This is a genomic window from Bradyrhizobium sp. 604_D8_N2_3 (assembly GCF_051810765.1).
GTDB classification, from domain to species: Bacteria; Pseudomonadota; Alphaproteobacteria; order Rhizobiales; family Xanthobacteraceae; genus Bradyrhizobium; species Bradyrhizobium barranii.
Genome location: NZ_JBPWPM010000002.1, coordinates 98,621 through 113,741 on the forward strand (window position 1 = coordinate 98,621; position 15,121 = coordinate 113,741).

At 62.7% G+C, this 15,121-nt stretch carries 12 protein-coding genes, 1 tRNA gene and 1 pseudogene; 11 read left to right on the forward strand and 3 right to left on the reverse strand.

The window, feature by feature from the left end; all coding sequences use genetic code 11:
• Positions 1-73 precede the first annotated feature (73 nt).
• Positions 74-301: a hypothetical protein gene (locus AB7245_RS45240; RefSeq protein ID WP_085398566.1), complete on the reverse strand. Its 228-nt coding sequence runs from the start codon at positions 299-301 to the stop codon at positions 74-76.
• Between the two features lie 199 nt (positions 302-500).
• Between AB7245_RS45240 and AB7245_RS45245 the strand changes: the two genes are divergently transcribed.
• The 3 genes from AB7245_RS45245 (at position 501) to AB7245_RS45255 (ending at position 2,723) form a co-directional block, all read left to right on the forward strand.
• Entirely contained in the window at positions 501-1,598 is a 1,098-nt protein-coding gene (locus AB7245_RS45245; RefSeq protein ID WP_439035827.1) for a DUF1236 domain-containing protein, read from the forward strand.
• Between the two features lie 25 nt (positions 1,599-1,623).
• Positions 1,624-1,944 carry a hypothetical protein gene (locus AB7245_RS45250; protein WP_354099039.1) on the forward strand — a complete coding sequence of 107 codons (321 nt, stop codon included), beginning with the start codon at positions 1,624-1,626 and terminating at the stop codon, positions 1,942-1,944.
• 368 nt (positions 1,945-2,312) lie between these two features.
• On the forward strand, positions 2,313-2,723 hold the full coding sequence (locus tag AB7245_RS45255; RefSeq protein WP_439035828.1) for a response regulator: 411 nt from the start codon (positions 2,313-2,315) through the stop codon (positions 2,721-2,723).
• 247 nt (positions 2,724-2,970) lie between these two features.
• On the opposite strand, the gene AB7245_RS45260 is transcribed toward AB7245_RS45255, so the two are convergent.
• Both AB7245_RS45260 and AB7245_RS45265 read right to left on the reverse strand, forming a co-directional pair.
• Positions 2,971-3,309, reverse strand: a complete 339-nt coding sequence (locus AB7245_RS45260; protein ID WP_144030584.1) for an ATP-binding protein — start codon at positions 3,307-3,309, stop codon at positions 2,971-2,973.
• A gap of 50 nt (positions 3,310-3,359) precedes the next feature.
• A pseudogene (locus AB7245_RS45265) lies at positions 3,360-3,482 on the reverse strand (DUF6538 domain-containing protein); the annotation flags it as partial.
• 467 nt (positions 3,483-3,949) lie between these two features.
• Here AB7245_RS45265 and AB7245_RS45270 point away from each other — a divergent pair.
• The 8 genes from AB7245_RS45270 to AB7245_RS45305 all read left to right on the forward strand — a co-directional run bounded on the left by AB7245_RS45270 (position 3,950) and on the right by AB7245_RS45305 (position 15,116).
• On the forward strand, positions 3,950-4,354 hold the full coding sequence (locus AB7245_RS45270) for a tyrosine-type recombinase/integrase (RefSeq protein ID WP_439035983.1): 405 nt from the start codon (positions 3,950-3,952) through the stop codon (positions 4,352-4,354).
• A complete protein-coding gene (locus tag AB7245_RS45275) occupies positions 4,351-4,614 on the forward strand; it encodes a hypothetical protein (protein WP_439035829.1) in 264 nt (87 codons plus the stop codon). Before AB7245_RS45270 ends, AB7245_RS45275 begins: the two co-directional genes overlap by 4 nt.
• A gap of 776 nt (positions 4,615-5,390) precedes the next feature.
• The gene (nhaA, locus tag AB7245_RS45280) at positions 5,391-6,731 is read left to right on the forward strand and encodes a Na+/H+ antiporter NhaA (protein WP_439035830.1); all 1,341 of its coding nucleotides are present in this window, start codon (positions 5,391-5,393) and stop codon (positions 6,729-6,731) included.
• A 621-nt stretch (positions 6,732-7,352) separates the two neighbouring features.
• On the forward strand, positions 7,353-7,610 hold the full coding sequence (locus tag AB7245_RS45285) for a hypothetical protein (protein WP_439035831.1): 258 nt from the start codon (positions 7,353-7,355) through the stop codon (positions 7,608-7,610).
• Between the two features lie 231 nt (positions 7,611-7,841).
• Positions 7,842-8,144, forward strand: a complete 303-nt coding sequence (locus AB7245_RS45290; protein ID WP_439035832.1) for a helix-turn-helix domain-containing protein — start codon at positions 7,842-7,844, stop codon at positions 8,142-8,144.
• Positions 8,121-8,220: transfer RNA gene (locus tag AB7245_RS45295), tRNA-OTHER, on the forward strand. The genes AB7245_RS45290 and AB7245_RS45295 overlap by 24 nt, the downstream gene beginning before the upstream one ends.
• A gap of 684 nt (positions 8,221-8,904) precedes the next feature.
• A complete protein-coding gene (locus AB7245_RS45300; RefSeq protein WP_439035833.1) occupies positions 8,905-9,057 on the forward strand; it encodes a hypothetical protein in 153 nt (50 codons plus the stop codon).
• Between the two features lie 761 nt (positions 9,058-9,818).
• Positions 9,819-15,116, forward strand: a complete 5,298-nt coding sequence (locus tag AB7245_RS45305; protein ID WP_439035834.1) for a hypothetical protein — start codon at positions 9,819-9,821, stop codon at positions 15,114-15,116.
• Positions 15,117-15,121: the final 5 nt, after the last annotated feature.

Sequence of the window (15,121 nt, forward strand, 5' to 3'; positions counted from 1 at the left end):
ATCAGTACGGGCATTTTCTCCTCCAATCGCTGTCAGAACGCTTGAGAGACGGCTCTTGACGCCGTCGCGGCTATTACTGCTCGGTGCAGACCTTCGTGGTCTTGACCGCGGACTCCGCCTCGACCCGGGTCTTAAAGACGCCGTCGCCCACGACGGTCGTGGTGGTGGTGGTCGGCTTGCTGTCGACGATGGTGCACTTCTTGGTGGTGGCGTCGCGCACGATGTAGAACTCGGCGGCGCTGGCCGCCTGGGTGCCGAGGGCGAAGGCGGCAAGAGCGCCGCACAGGATAAGCTTCTTCATGGTGTGTCCTCCTCAAAGTGAAAAATAACTCGTAAGTAGTCATTGCCAACGACGCCGCGCGACCGAAGTTCCCACTCTCGCGATCTGCACCATTTCGGGACAACAGAAAACACGGATCTCGCGGAATTGCCTAGTTTTCCCGGAATGGAACCCAGCGTCCCGCCCGAGGTTGTTCGACGTCCGCATTAAGGAGGTTCAGATGAACAAGCGTTTATTGTTGGCTACCACCGCTGCAGTCGCGATCGCGACTGCCGCTTTTGCCCAGTCCTCTCCGAGTACGTCGAACTCCAATCCGCCGACGCGTCAGCAGGATTCCACATCCACGACGCCGTCCTCTTCGACCCCGTCCAATTCATCCTCGGGATCCGCACAGCCCGCCTATCCTTCGGCGAATTCGGCCCAGACGCAGTCTCCGTCCTCGACCGGTCAGAGCGCCGCAGGCCGGTCGTCCAATTCGGGCACCAACACCACGCAGGCGCCGGCCTCGAACAACTCGACCAACCAGGCTCAGACCAATCAGCCGTCCAATCGGACCACTACGCCTTCGAGCCAGGCGCAGACCAATTCTCCTTCGAACACGAACACCCAGACGCAGAGCGCCAATCCGCCCACCTCGGGCACCAACCAGGCGCAGTCGCCCACGGGTAGCGGTTCGACCAACACGGCGCAGCAGCCGAACAATCAGCAGAATACGGCCGATCGTTCCTCGAACACCAACGTGAACGCGTCGGTGAACATCAACGATCAGCAGCGGACCCGGATCAGCACGTCGATTTCGCATCTGAACGTGCAACCCCTCAACAACGTGAACTTCTCGTTGTCGGTGGGCACGGCGGTGCCGCGCGATGTCCGCCTGCAGCCGCTTCCTGCCGAGGTCGTCGAGGTCGTGCCGCAGTACAGAGGCTACAACTTCGTGCTGGTGAAGGATGAGATCGTGATCGTGGAGCCTTCGAGCTATCAGATCGTCGCGGTCCTCCCGTACTCCGGCCGCTCGACGGCGGCCGCGCCGGCGCGGACCGAACAGCGCAAGGTGACGTTCAGCGATCGCGATCGCGAAGTCGTCCGCAAGCACGCCAAGGCGCGTCCTGTCGAGCGCGAGCGGCAGACCACCGGCAGCACCGTGCGTACCGAGATCCGGAGGGGCGAGCGCCTGCCGCAAGACGTGGAAGTCGAGACCTTCCCGGAGGAGGTCTATCGCGAGGCCCCGAGCCTGCGGGAGTACCGGTACATCAACCGGGATAGACGCACCTACATCGTCGACCCGCAGGAACGTCGCGTCATCGAAGAGATCGATTGATCTCGTCACACGAAGGAGAGCGAACATGAGGACTATTGCTCTCGGAGCGTTCGCCGCCACCGCCATGCTGGCGTCGGCGGCCTCGGCAGCTCCGCTCAATCCCACCCCGGTCGGATCGGCGGAAGCGGCAAACGTCGACCAAGTTCGCCTGGTCTGCAACGAGTACGGCCGCTGCTTCCGCACCCGTGGCCCCCGCTACGTGCAGCGTTACTACGGCGACGACGACAGCTACGTCGTGCGCAGGAGCTATGGATCCTACGGCGGTCCGGGCTATTACGATCGCGGGTACGGCTATTACGGAGGCGGGCCGAGCATCGGCTTCAGCTTCGGTACCGGCCGCTGGTAATCGATGCTTCAGGCGCCGCCCTTCGGGGCGGCGCCTTTCGGATTTATCAGTCTGCCGCGCCAACTCGCGCGGCGCTCCTGCTCATCACGCGTACGAAGGAGTGCTGCAAGCGCTGCTTCGCTCCGCAAGGGAACGATCGGCACTTCACCGCGTCGAATCCCTGCTCTCGGCACCCTTGCCCCCCAAGCCCCAGCCGGGAGCGAAACCTAGCCAATAGGTTGGCGATCTCGACCCCGGTCGAGGTCGTTTACCCCTTTTCCCTCTGGCGACTGGACCGTCGCCGCTGCGGGGGGAGCGAGCGTCCGAGGCACTTAATCCGGACGTCGTCCTCGTCCAAAAACATCATCTGCGGCCTATCGAGGCGTTGCATGCGGACGAAGGACTGCGCGGACATCGGCCCCTCCAAGGATCCACGTGAATCTCCCCGGAAGATCTTTCTTGTCGAAGACGAAGCCTTGATCCGAATGATGCTCGTCGACATGCTCGAGGAGCTCGGACACGCCGTCGTCGCCGAGGCCGGGCATATCGAGGACGCGCTACGACTTGCGCACGATCCGGGCTTCGATATCGCCATCCTCGACATCAACCTCGGAGGATCGACGAGCCTGCCGGTGGCGGAGAATCTCGCGAAGAGAGCTGTGCCGTTCGTTTTCGCGAGCGGCTATGGGGAAGCCGATGTACCCGAGTGTTTCAAGAATAGGCCCATGCTGCGCAAGCCCTTCCAAGTGGATGATCTTGACCGGGCGATCCAGGCGGCTGTCGCGGAGCATGGGAACTAGGTGCGATCGCTCTTCGAGCCGCTCGCCTGTGGGGGCGGATTAAGATCTGCCTCGAGTTCGGCTATGATGTCCTGCAGCAGCCGTGCGGCCAGAGGATCGGTCGTCTCCGCGAAGCCTGCGGAATCGGTCCAGTTCTTCGAGGTGTTTTGGCAACCGATCGACCATGGTGTTCTCGCAGGCTCCGACACTCGTCTACGTCAGAGCCCGTCCATGGTTGCAGTTGAAATCCGAAAACACTTCGCCATTCTCAGGTATCGAGCGCGATCGAGACCTGCACCTCGCAGCCTTGCGGAAGGGGCTTTCTCGCGACCCTTCCCTTCATCTGGGTGGCGAGGAGGTTGATGAGCCGGGTGCCCAGTCCGCTCTTCGCTTCCGCGGAGCAACCGATCCCGTCGTCCCTAATCGACACGAGAACTTGGCCTTCCTTGGCCCGCAGCTCGACCTCCACCGAGCCGTGGCGGCCTCCGGAAACGCGTACTTGAAGCAGTTCGTCACGAGTTCGTTCACGATCAGCCCGATCGAGGCCGCCTGCGAGCTCCGCACCCAGATCTCGTCCGGGGACCTGCCCACGAGGGTGGAGCGCCATTCCCGCTCGATCCTGACGTTGGCTTCGGCCGCGCGAATGACAGCCTCGTCCCAATCCTTGGTCTTCAAGCTAAACTTGATCTCGGCCGGCATGCCGAATCCGCGGTACGCCACGGGCACGCGGCGGCGAAACCAGTAGAACTCTGAACGCGGATTTACCCACGGCTCGATCATGCGAAAACGGCTCACGGTGACCACCTGCGTGTACCACCGGACTTTTTCGGAAAGCCTTATTTTATAGGTTAAGCGGGAGTTTCAGCGGTTTCGGAGGGTCCGTGGCGGAGAGGGAGTCCTGTCAATCGCTTTGATTTGACGCATGTTTCCTTGCGCCTAGGGGCAATAACTACGGTCCTTACCTCGGTCATCTTCGCAGCATCACGACCGTAGTTTTGGGCCCACTAACGCGGTACGGGCCCCTCCTCGCCGGCCTTCCCTTGCGAGCGACTGCAGTGTAGTTGCTATCTCGGCAGCCGGTCAGTCTGCAGGGGTGCACGAGGAATTCTACCTGAGAACATGACTTTTAATCACGGGGTCCTGGGTTCGAGCCCCAGCGCGCTCACCAAGTTTTTCAACGGGTTACCGGAAAACGATGAAGCTGGCTACAAAATATATAGCCAGATTGTAGCCAGCGGAATAAAGCGATCCTTTGGCGCTGGCGCGGCCATCATGCCGAATTCGTTTTCACCACGAAGGCGCAGCGCAACTGGAAAAACTGGCGCAACCCGGCCGATCGCCGGATGATGAAGGGTGAGCGCCACCCCATCACCTATGAGGGCCTCGGCTCGCACAAGGACCGCACGTGGCAAAAGGCCGGTGCCAAGGCCCGCATTCACGACCTGCGCCACACCACGGGCATGCGCACCTTGCGCAAGACCCGCAATCTCCGCGTGGTGCGGGAGCTGCTCGGTCACACCGACATCAAGACGACTGCCACATTCTACACGGTGGCGAACGTCGAGGATCTGCGCCAAGCGATGGAAGAGACCAACGGCGCCCGCGACCTGTCGCCGGCGCCGGCAAAGCAGGTCGACAAGAGCGGCGAATGAACAAACGCGCGCAAAAGATTACGCTCGGCGAAATGCGCGCCGGCCGCGGCGGCACGCGCGGCCTGCTGGTCTACTGCGCCGATTACAAATGCGGCCACCACATCACGCTGGCGCCGGAGACGGTCGACCAATGGCCGGACGATGTAAGGCTCTCCGATCTCGAGCCGCGGTTCGTCTGCCGGGGTTGCGGTGGTCACGGCGCCGAGCTTCGGCCAGATTTCGAAAGCGGCAAGCCACCGCAATTTGCGCCCGCGAAGTGAGCCACGGCCCAGCTTGGAAGCTGGAGCCGTGCTGTCATCACGTTTCCGACCTCAAGGAAGCCCCAAAGGGAAAGGCCAGAAGCGGTTCGAAAATGCCGCATACTCAAGATGGTTCCTCCGTCGGTTCAGCCCGTCGAACTTTCTTTCAGCAATCTAATGCAGGTTAAGCAAGCCATAGATCCCGGTTGCATGTGCGGCAGATTTGACTTGAAAGGTACCGAATTGCCCCGGTACAGGGGCTGGTTCCATATTTCACTTAGATCTTTTTCACCCGGATATCTTTTGACACGCGCGGCCGCAGCGAGAACATCGCTGCGGCCTTCGTCTTTTTGAACGCGTGAACCGGCTCATACGAATAGGCCGCCAACTGAGGCGGCCTTTTCATAGTTAAACTGGGTATCTCGCAAGATGCGCAATAAAACTCACTTCCAAATTCGCCGACAACGACTTTGAAACCCTCTGGGACTTTTCTGAAATCATTATTGAATTGGCTAATCTCGAATAGCTCGGCATCGCCAGTTTTGCCGCACTTAAGGCACCTGAGATGTTCTGTCCAGCCATTCATGACCGCAACAGTGCATGATCAACGAGAGGAGCGCTGGTCGGTTTTGACCAGGAACGACGCGGCAATAGAGCGCGGCTGTGCTTCCGTTCGCACCGATTGTCGATTGAATTGCAGCCGTCGCTATGTATAACGGTTTCGGGTGCTCGCTGCACGGCAGCGACAGGTTAAGCGATGGTCGGGCCGCCACGCAGATGCAGATTGCGTGCGCCCTATGAACGAAAGTCCTCCATTGAACGATCTACCGACAGCCCAACGGCTGGCGGAACAGGCCTTGGGCACCCTCCATCGGTTCTTGCATGTCGAGGCCGTCAGCGGTGCCGCTCTTCTCGTTGCGGCCGCCGCTGCACTGATCTGGGCCAACTCTTCGTCCGCTCATAGCTATCACGCGTTTTGGAACCTTCCGCTCACCATTGGTGTCGGCGAACACGTCTTTTCCCGATCGCTTCATTTCTGGGTCAACGACGCTCTGATGACAGTCTTCTTCCTGGTCGTAGGCATGGAGATTCGGCGCGAGGTTCACGAAGGCGCTCTGAGCACACTCGACCAAGCAGTTCTGCCGCTAATCGCGGCGACGGGTGGCGTGATCATGCCGGCGCTCATCTACCTGAGCATCAATAGCGATCCGGCTAGAGGGCATGGTTGGGCCGTGCCAACTGCGACAGATATCGCCTTCGCCGTCGGTGTCCTGGCGCTGCTTGGACGAAGGGTCCCGGTCAACGTGCGAGTCTTCCTGCTTGCTCTGGCGATTATAGACGACATTATTGCCGTGCTGATCATTGCCCTCTTCTACACCGCCAGCCTTCAGTTGGGCGGTTTCATCATCGCGTTACTGGGCGTTCTCGCTGCGTTGGGATTTCAGCGGATTGGGATCGGTTCTGCGCCCCTTTACGTCTTGCCGGGCTCCTTGGTTTGGCTTGGATTCATGATAGCCGAGATCCATCCGACCCTTGCGAGTGTCCTACTCGGATTAATGACTCCGGCAGGCGCGATACCGATGCGGGAACCGCCGCTGGAAGTCGTCTCCCGCGTGCTCAAGCAGTTACGAAGCAGTGATGCGATCAAAGCAAGGGACCCGCACCGGTTGGAGCAACCCTTGCGAGATCTTCGCATAGCTCACCGTGAGATATTGCCACCGGTGTCGCGGGTGCAGATCGCAATGCATCCGTGGGTGGCCTACGGGGTCATGCCGATTTTCGCACTGGCGAATGCCGGCGTCGGCTTAACGGGTGCCGATCTCTCCGCTGGCGGCCATTTCGTAATGGTGGGCACTGCGCTTGCATTGGTCGTCGGGAAACCTCTTGGCGTCGTCGGCGCCACTTGGGGCGCGGTGCGACTGGGCTGGTGTCGCCTTGCTCCTGGAGTTTCGTGGGGTGGCGTCTGTCTGGTCGGCCTGCTGGCTGGCATCGGTTTTACCATGTCGATCTTCATCTCGATGCTTGCCTTCGCCGATCAAGGGTTGTTGAGTGCGGCGAAGCTGGGCGTACTCTTCGGCTCGCTTATCGCCGCCACACTCGGCCTTGGCTGGGGCGCCATCTACGTTCGCCGTCACTGAAAGCCGGCTCCTATGCCCTTCAAAGCTCCGCATGCGTCCTTCGTATCATTCGCCATCGAGATTCTACCCTCCGGAATCACCCACGTGATGATCGTCGAAACCGGTCTGCACCTAAATCCAAAGCATCTCTCATACAATAAATCCGCCGTGGCAGGCCTCATTTCGGACGCGCAGAAATACGTCAGCGCCAACATAGAAGGTCCCGCCGCTATTCGGCTTGTCTCGACTCAAAGCGGGGAGATCTGACTGTCTGCGCCGAGTGACAAGGAGCGGTGGCTCCGCCTCGCGGCTGGTTGGCTGTGACTAACCGAAGATGTAGATGGCCGAAGCAACAACACCTGTGAAAGCTCTCCCAAGGTCCAACGATGGAACGTTCGTCGATTAGAATAGCCTCCATCACAGGAGCGATAGTTGTAGCGTTGCTCGGCGGTCTCTATTGGGGCGCCAGCGTTTATCTTTTCAGAGGCACCCGAGATCTGCTGGTGTGTCAGGGTGATCAGGAAGAGCTCTGTGAGCGCCACACCGAATTCATCGACTGCACGGGCAGCGTCGAGGGACTCGCGAAGAGCGTCTGCGAACGATCCTACAAACTTTTGCCTGCGTCAGAGAATGAGCGCAAGAATGGACGATGCGGCTACAAAATCGTCCGCGTCTTTTGCCAACGCTGAGGCCGCCCTCTTCCTGAAAATTAACGACCTTCTGGGTCTAGAGCGCGACCTGGCGCGCGATGAGCGAGATCGGTTTGCCAGGATTGTGGCGCACGTCAGCGAAGTCCTGCACGGCTCGTGGCCCGCCGAAGCAAAGATCCGCAACTTAATCGACCACCTTGACGGGCACGCCCCGGAGAAAACCCCGGAGCGCGGCGGCGAGCCGGCCTAAGGCTTTGCTGAGTATCGGCTGGCAGAGCGCTAACTGGCACGCCGCGTCGGGATCATGCGTGAAGCCGCGGAGCGCGAACAGGAACGAACGTCGATTTTGTCAATTAGGGATTCATAGCCGAACCACGGTCATTGCCGCTGCTGAGGCTATGGGTCCGGCCTCCTAGGCACACCGGACCCTTTTTAAAGCCAGTCTCATCAGGGTGTAGAAAACCCGCTAGGAGCCCCGCCCATGCGCCCGGACGACCCCGTCCCGCACTCCGGCAGCACCGAGGCCAAAATAACACATCAGCGCGCCGCGCTGACGAGCGCAAACGACATTGTCGAGGAGCTCCGCGCGCTGGTCGAGCAAGGATCGTTAGGCATGGTCGCCGAGGAGCTGGGCCTTTCCCATAGCCGCATCAGCGAATGGCTCAACGGAAAGCGCCCATTGAGTCGAAAGGCCGTTGTGGCGCTCGGTTATGACCCGACGCCGCATTACAGGAAGCGCATACCCCCGGAGAAATCCCCGGAGTTGCGCAACGGCGCAACCTAAGCCTTTGCTGAGTAGCGGATAATCGATCCGCGCCCGGCTCCGCGGGTTGCAGGTTCGAGTCCTGCTGGGATCGCCAGTCTGATTTTGCAGCCAATGATTTCAATAAGTTATCGTCGTTTTTGCCTAACTCGTCCGGTGGGTTAGGCAGTCGGATATCAAACCCGCCTTCAAGTTTCGCCATCGCGGATACGGCAAGTTTCTTGCGCGCAGCTTCGCGACAATACCGCTCGATTTCGCGGATATCGGTGTGGCCGGTGATGCTCATAATCTCCAGCGCGTTTCCGCTAGGCGTCGGCACGCTGCTTTACGCAAGCCGTGTGGCGATGAACGCGGAGGCAGGCCAGCGTCGCATGCCGCTTCTCCGGCGGGGATGCCCCGCCGCAGCCTGCGTGGCCCCAGGAACCGCTGTTGCGGCTCTTCAGTTATTTCTGGCTGGCTCGCCGAATCGAGCTGGCGGAGCGGCCCCGGCCCACCCTTGACCTCCCTCGGAGCCGGGGCCGTCTCTCCGCCCAAAGAGGCGCGCGATGGATTGTTTCATTTGCGAAGATATCGGCTGGGTCTGCGAAAACCATCGCGACTACCCTTGGGACGGGACTTGCCCTTGTGGCGGAGCTGGCGTGCCGTGCCCGCGCTGCAACGTGCCGGCGGAGGGGCAGCCACCCCGGCCACCTGAGGGCTCCAGGACAGTATTCGACAAGGCAGGCTGGCGATATTCAGGCGAGCGGCGCCTGCGAAGAGAAACCCGGCGCTGGTTACCGCATTGAACGAAATGGCCGAATCATTTGGCGACTCATTCGCCGTCGTTGAAGTGACGGCCGACGACGGTGAAACGCAGATCTGGATTGCGGTAGCAAAGCCGAGCCAGGCGGTGACATTGGTCCTCGCCGCCGCCCCGGAAGGGTCGACAGCGTAAGTATTGAGTGTCGCATTGACGCCCAACCAGCAGCGAATGTTCGAAGAACTCAACCTTGAGCCCGGCGATGTCCGCAGGTTGGACAGAGCCTACATAGGCTGACGTCGCTCGCTTTCAGCCCTGTTGACCGCCCTCAGAAGCTCTTCGACATAGGCGGCGATGTCGCCAATCGCGGCCCGCAGGTCGGCCTCTGAAATGCCCTCCCCTTGGCAGCCTCGATGAGACGCCGTGTGAGTTCCGCCACATCCTGCGACGCGCCCGCAGTCTGGTCCTGTTCGACAGCGTGGATGCTGTTTTCCGCCCAGAAATCGATAAACTCGCGGGCCCTATCTGACATGTGACGTTCCCTGCCGATACAGGGTTAGCGCCGGGCGGCAAATAGAGCAAGTAAAACGCCCACTCTCGCGAGTGAGGCGCTACAGCGGCGCGGGCTTGTTACTGACGGGCGCCAAGTAGCACGACCTCGTCATCCGAGGCCCGCTCTGCCCAAACGGTGGGCGCGCGGTCTATGCGCAGCGTACCCCGAGCGCCTGACGCGCTACCGATCAAGAATGGAAGACAGGGCCACCAAGGCATTCGAGCGAAAGCACGGGATCAAGCGGCCGCGCAAAAGTAGAAAGCTGGTATTTTAGCCCAGTCCGCCCCCAAACGTTGTGCGAGCGCCCACGCTTCCCCTGCCCCACGACAGACCCTATAAGCACTTGTCGCGCGCCAAGAGAATCTGACGTGGACGGCGGGCGCCGCAGGAATGACCCACGCATATGGCGCGATCGCGTAAGACCCGATCCTCGAAGTCTCCATCCAAGAGCAAGAAAGCCACCGCCAAGAAATCCGGAGCGCTGGGGGCCAAGCGCACAGGCACGCGTCGCCGTGTCGGTGACGCGCCGGCCGTCGCCAGTCCGGCCGCGGCCGGACCTTCCGGCGCTCTGCTGGAGGGGCACGTCGGCGCGCAGTATCTACTGCCGCTGCTGTCGGGTGGTGAGGCGCGCGGACTTCCGGGCGTCGTGGTCACACGCGTGGCGTTCCAACGAGCCAGCCTCGGCCACCCCATGGACGACGTCATCATCACCGGCCATGATCGTCAAGGACGCCCGGCCACGCTCGAATTGCAGGCGAAGCGCACGATTGCCTTCACGGCCAGCGACACAGTCTTCGCGGACGTGGTCGCGCTGGCCTGCCAGGCCGCGACCAAGCCGAAGTTCGATACGGCGCGCTATGAGCTCGCGGTGGCGATCGCGCGCACGTCCACCAAGATCGAGCAGCACATCCAGAATGTGCTGAAGTGGGCACGCGAGTACCAGGACGCTGAAGGCTTTTTCGCTCGACTGACGCAGCCCGGTGCAGCGCACCAGGAGATGCGCGATTTCGTCGAAGCATTCCGCGGTCACATGCGTACGGCCGGCGCGGCGTATGACGACGCGGCCGTGTGGCGATTGCTGTCTCGCCTCCAGGTGTTGGCGTTCGACTTCGAGCAGCCCGGCTCGGCTTGCGCGCAACTGGCCCGCGAGCGCTGCGCGCTGATACTTGCGCCCCAGGAGGCGGGGCGCGCGGGCGAACTATGGGACTCGCTGCAACAGATCGCGCTGCATGTCGATACCGCTGGCGGAGACCTGGACGCCACCACGCTCCGCGAGCGACTTACCGCCGAGCGCGCCTACCGGCTGGCTGGCGACCGCCGCTTGCATCTCGCGCGCGAGCGGCTTGCCGAAGCCGCGGAGAACACGCTCGCCACCATCGGCTCCCACGTGCACGGTGTGGCTATCGATCGTAGCGGCCGTGTTGCCGCAGCACTCGATGCGCTTGAGCAGGCCCGGTACCTCGAAATCCGCGGCGCCGGCGGCGTCGGCAAGTCCGGGGTGCTGAAGGACCTAGCGCAGCGCATCGGTGTCGAGTCCTGCCTTGTGGTCGTCGCACCGCATCGTGTCCCGGCCGGCGGATGGGCAGCACTGCAGGCGCAGCTCGGTTGCGACGCGAACGCGCGCGAGTTCCTGACCGACCTAGCAGGTGATGGCGGCGGCACGCTGTTTATCGACGGCCTCGACCGCTTCGACGACCCCGGGCAGCGGGCCACCGTCGCGGACCTGATTGGTGCCGCGGCTCAGGTGCGCGGTTTCCGCATCGTGGTCACAGCGCGATTGGACTTCGACGCCGATGCGCGCGCGTGGCTGCCGGCGCAGGCACTGCAGGATCTCGGCGAAGCGCCACCGTTGGTCATCGAGGAGCTCGACGACGACGAGGTGACTGGGCTTCGGAGCGCCAACCTCGCGCTGGCCGCGCTGCTACGGCCAGGGCATCCAGCCGAGAAGCTCGTGCGGAACTTGTACCGCCTGAATCGGCTGGCGCGCAGCGTGCCGGCCAAGGACGCCGTGCCGTTCAGCGAAGCGCAGATGGCATGGCAGTGGTGGACGACGGGCGATGGCGCGGATGCGACAGGTCGCCTGGAGCGGCGCCGCGTACTCCGGTCGCTTGCAGTGCATTCGCTGGCCTCGTCGGTTCCAATCGACGCCAGCACGTCGCCGGCGGAGGCAGTCGCTGCGCTGACTGAGAGCGGATCACTCCGTGCGCTCAGCTCGGTTCGCGTCGAGCCCGAACACGATGTATTGCGCGACTGGGCGATCGGTAGCCTGCTGTATGAGGAGCCGGAGCACTTCTCCGCTATCGCGCTGGAGAGCCCGGCGCCGGCGCGCCTGGTGCGCGGCGTGGAACTCGCCGCCCGCTTGCACGCGGAGTTGGGCACCGATGCTACGGCATGGCGGGCTCTGCTTGATCGGGTGAGCGCGCCCGGCGCGCACGGCTCATGGAGACGCGCTGTCTTGCTCGCCCTCGCGCGTTCGGAGCGCGCAGACGAAGTGCTGAATCGCTGCTTGCCGGCGCTGGCCGCGAACAAGGCCGAACTGCTTGGCGATCTGGTCCGCGCGGCCATAACCGTCGACTCCCAACCAGCAGCGCCGCTCTTGGCAGCACGTGGTCTCGATACAACCCAACTCACCGATGACATCGTCGCGCCTCGCGGTTCGGCGTGGCTCAACTTGATCATCTGGTCGGTCACGATCGGGGACCAGCTGCCCCACGCGGCGGTGCCGCTGTTCGTCGACCTCTACGGTCGCTGGTGCATCGCTTATGCGGGACTTGATGCGTTGTCGCCACTACTGGTTCAGCGCCTGTATGCGTGGCTAGTCGAGGTCGAGGCGAAGAACCACCCGACGGGGCCCGACTTCAATACGTGGATGGCTGCCAGGACCGCACCCGGATTGTCGATGACGGAGGCGCAGGAGCGCGACCTTCGAACGAACTTTCTCCTATGGTGCAAGCTTCGCCCGGCCGACGCCGCATCGTACATCGAGGCTGTAGCCAACCATCCGCATCGGCACGCTCTATTCCGCCAGCTGCTGCCGTTTGTGGGCACCGCGCCCCAAGCGGCGCCGCGAGCCGTGGCCGACCTATTCCTGCAAGCCTTGCCTGAAGGAGACTCCGACGAAGACGGTCAACGGTCGCGGCTGGGGGACATGTTTTCGACATGGGACTTGGAGTATTTCCCCGCGTCGCCAGCGCGCGCTCCGTTCTTTGATCTGTTGCAGGCGAACAAGGAGGAAGGGCTGCGGCTGGTGCGCGGTGTCATCGCGCACGCTGTACGGCAGCGCTCTCGCGGCAGAGAGCCAGGCGACAACCGCGTCGAGATTCCACTTCCTAGCGGCCGGCGCTCGTTCCCCTGGCGCCAATCCTACATGTGGTCCCGCTCGCAGGATGCCTATATCGCCGCGTCGGCGCTCATGGCCTTGGAAGCGTGGGCGCACCTGCTCATCGAACGCGGGGAGCCCGTGCAGGCCGTGATCGATGACGTTCTGGGCCGCGAAGGATCCCCGGCGGCCTACCTACTCGTTGCGGTCGACGTGATGCTGTCGCATTGGCCTAAGACGCGAGAGTGCCTGTGGCCGTTAGCGGCCTCGGCCGAGTTGCTGGCGATGGATCGTCAGCGGTACGGCTACGACGTCATCAACGCCAATGGCATCTCCACCGGCTGGGTGCACCCGGAACCCGCCAGCGCGGTTCGGCTGGACAGCTTGCTGCGCCGCCCTTCACGTCGCACGCCACTCGACTTCTGGCTCAGCCAGTACGGGGTATATGGGCCCGCGGACGTGCGCGAAGCGATGGAGAAGGCGCTGCGGGACGAGGCAGCACGAATCGGGGCGCCGGATAGTGAAAGCCGCGCAATGGCCGATCCGAAGTTCGCCGCCATGAGCGCGCTGAACCAGCTCAATCCTGCGAACTATGTGCGGGGTACGGACGACAGCGGACGCTCAATCATCGAGTACGTGGCGCCTGCCGACGAAGGGCGGCTAGCCCGCGAGTTCGCGGAGCAGGCGCAGCTTGGAAGCGACGAGGTTGCGATTCAATTGCAAATCATGCGAGCCCTCACCGACCCCCCTTGTTCCGCTGAGCTTCTTGAGCGGGGTGTACGCTGGGCGACACGGGACGCGTCAGCGTCGCAGGACGATCCGGACAAGGACGAGCAGGAGCGGATCAAGCGCACGCGGTTCATCGTTGCCGCACTGGTGATGCGCGATGGATCGCTGGAGCTGAAGGCCGCGCATGGTGATTGGGCGCGCGCCCAGTTGGCGCAAGCGGCGAAGCGCGAGGCGATCGACCGCGGGTCCCCGCGGCAACTGCAATTCAACCCTGCCGCGATCGCGGCCGTAGGGTTCCTGTCCGCATACCGCGACGGTCTTGTCCCCGCGGACCTTTCTCTACTGCTTCACCTGGCCGCCAGACCGGATACGGGCATGGCAGCGGTGCTCCGCGCCGAGGTGGCAGCGGCACGCCCATTGCGCCTGGAACTCACACGATCACTGGTTCGCCTTGGCTTGATATCTGCCATCCATGCCCTCCGACAACGAGACGACAGCGACTTCGGCAACATCGCCGACTATCCTGCGCGCTATGAAGCGCAAGAGACGGCCCGCAAGGAGGCCGAGCAGACGAGGCTCCAGAGCGCGGTCGACGCAGAACTGCGCTGGCTCGCAAGTGAAGGGCCAGAGCCCGGATGGCCTGAACTGCCCGATCCGTACCCGCCAAAAGAGCGACGCAGAATCTCGCTGGGCAGCGCGCGGCCGCGACAGAAACGATCCCCTACTCGACCACGCGTTTTCGCGCTGCATGCGCCAGCAGCGGCTGCATGGTTGTCGCTCGCAGTCGCACTCTGGCGTGTGACTCGTCCCGATCTGCTGCGCGCGTTGGTGCGGCATTGTTGGCCATGGACCGCCTGCGCGAATGGTGTGGGTTGTGAGCCAGATGAGGAGCCTGGCGAGCGTGCATTCGAATGGAACGACGCCTATTTCGCAGCCGCACTCGCGTGCGCGGTCTCGATCGGAGACGCGGGCATCAAAGAGTATGTGCTCGATCCCCTCGCCCAATTGCCAGAAGAGCGTTTCTTCGGTGCAGCGGAGGCCGTGCTGCATGCATTGGATCAGCTCTGGCTGAACGACGGCGCGTTATCGGACAGCACAGCCGTATCGATCCGCGAGGGGCTGGCGCAGCGGCTCGTGGCGACCTCGTCATGGCGCCGCCTCGCATCCGAGCGGTCTGCGGGCGCAAGCCTTCACATTGCTGGAGCGATTGCCGCGATGTTCATGGGGCAGCACGAAATTGGACGAGGGCCACGCTGCTACGTCAACCCCCTTGGAGCCGCCCGCGCTGACTCGCTCCTGCCTATGCTCACGCAATTGACCGAGCAGGCAGCGGCATCCACGTTTGTCGCTGTCGCGTTCCTCGGACTGCTGGAGATCGAGTCGCACACGAATCGACTGACGTTCATCGCCGGCGCGGTGGCGGCGTGGTGGCGGGTTCAAGGCGCAAATTCCGAGTTCTGGATTGATCACGGGATCGGACGGCGCCTGTGCGAATGGATCGACAAGGCAGTGTTCGGCGCGCCCGTCTCGCCGGCGGTGCTCGACGGTGCGGAACTCACCGCAATCGTCGACATCCTGATGCAATGCGGCACGCCGTTGGTGAGCGCGCTTGAGGAGCGCATCGCCGCCCGCCGAAAGGCAGGCGCCGGCTGAAATCT

Excerpts from the sequence above, each read along its gene's own strand:
- nhaA (WP_439035830.1), top strand. The coding sequence starts at position 5,391 with ATGAACGAAAGTCCTCCATTGAACGATCTACCGACAGCCCAACGGCTG.
- AB7245_RS45245 (WP_439035827.1), top strand. The coding sequence starts at position 501 with ATGAACAAGCGTTTATTGTTGGCTACCACCGCTGCAGTCGCGATCGCG.
- AB7245_RS45290 (WP_439035832.1), top strand. The coding sequence starts at position 7,842 with ATGCGCCCGGACGACCCCGTCCCGCACTCCGGCAGCACCGAGGCCAAA.
- AB7245_RS45250 (WP_354099039.1), top strand. The coding sequence starts at position 1,624 with ATGAGGACTATTGCTCTCGGAGCGTTCGCCGCCACCGCCATGCTGGCG.
- AB7245_RS45255 (WP_439035828.1), top strand. The coding sequence starts at position 2,313 with ATGCGGACGAAGGACTGCGCGGACATCGGCCCCTCCAAGGATCCACGT.
- AB7245_RS45275 (WP_439035829.1), top strand. The coding sequence starts at position 4,351 with ATGAACAAACGCGCGCAAAAGATTACGCTCGGCGAAATGCGCGCCGGC.
- AB7245_RS45260 (WP_144030584.1), bottom strand. The coding sequence starts at position 3,309 with ATGGCGCTCCACCCTCGTGGGCAGGTCCCCGGACGAGATCTGGGTGCG.
- AB7245_RS45305 (WP_439035834.1), top strand. The coding sequence starts at position 9,819 with ATGGCGCGATCGCGTAAGACCCGATCCTCGAAGTCTCCATCCAAGAGC.
- AB7245_RS45240 (WP_085398566.1), bottom strand. The coding sequence starts at position 301 with ATGAAGAAGCTTATCCTGTGCGGCGCTCTTGCCGCCTTCGCCCTCGGC.
- AB7245_RS45285 (WP_439035831.1), top strand. The coding sequence starts at position 7,353 with ATGGACGATGCGGCTACAAAATCGTCCGCGTCTTTTGCCAACGCTGAG.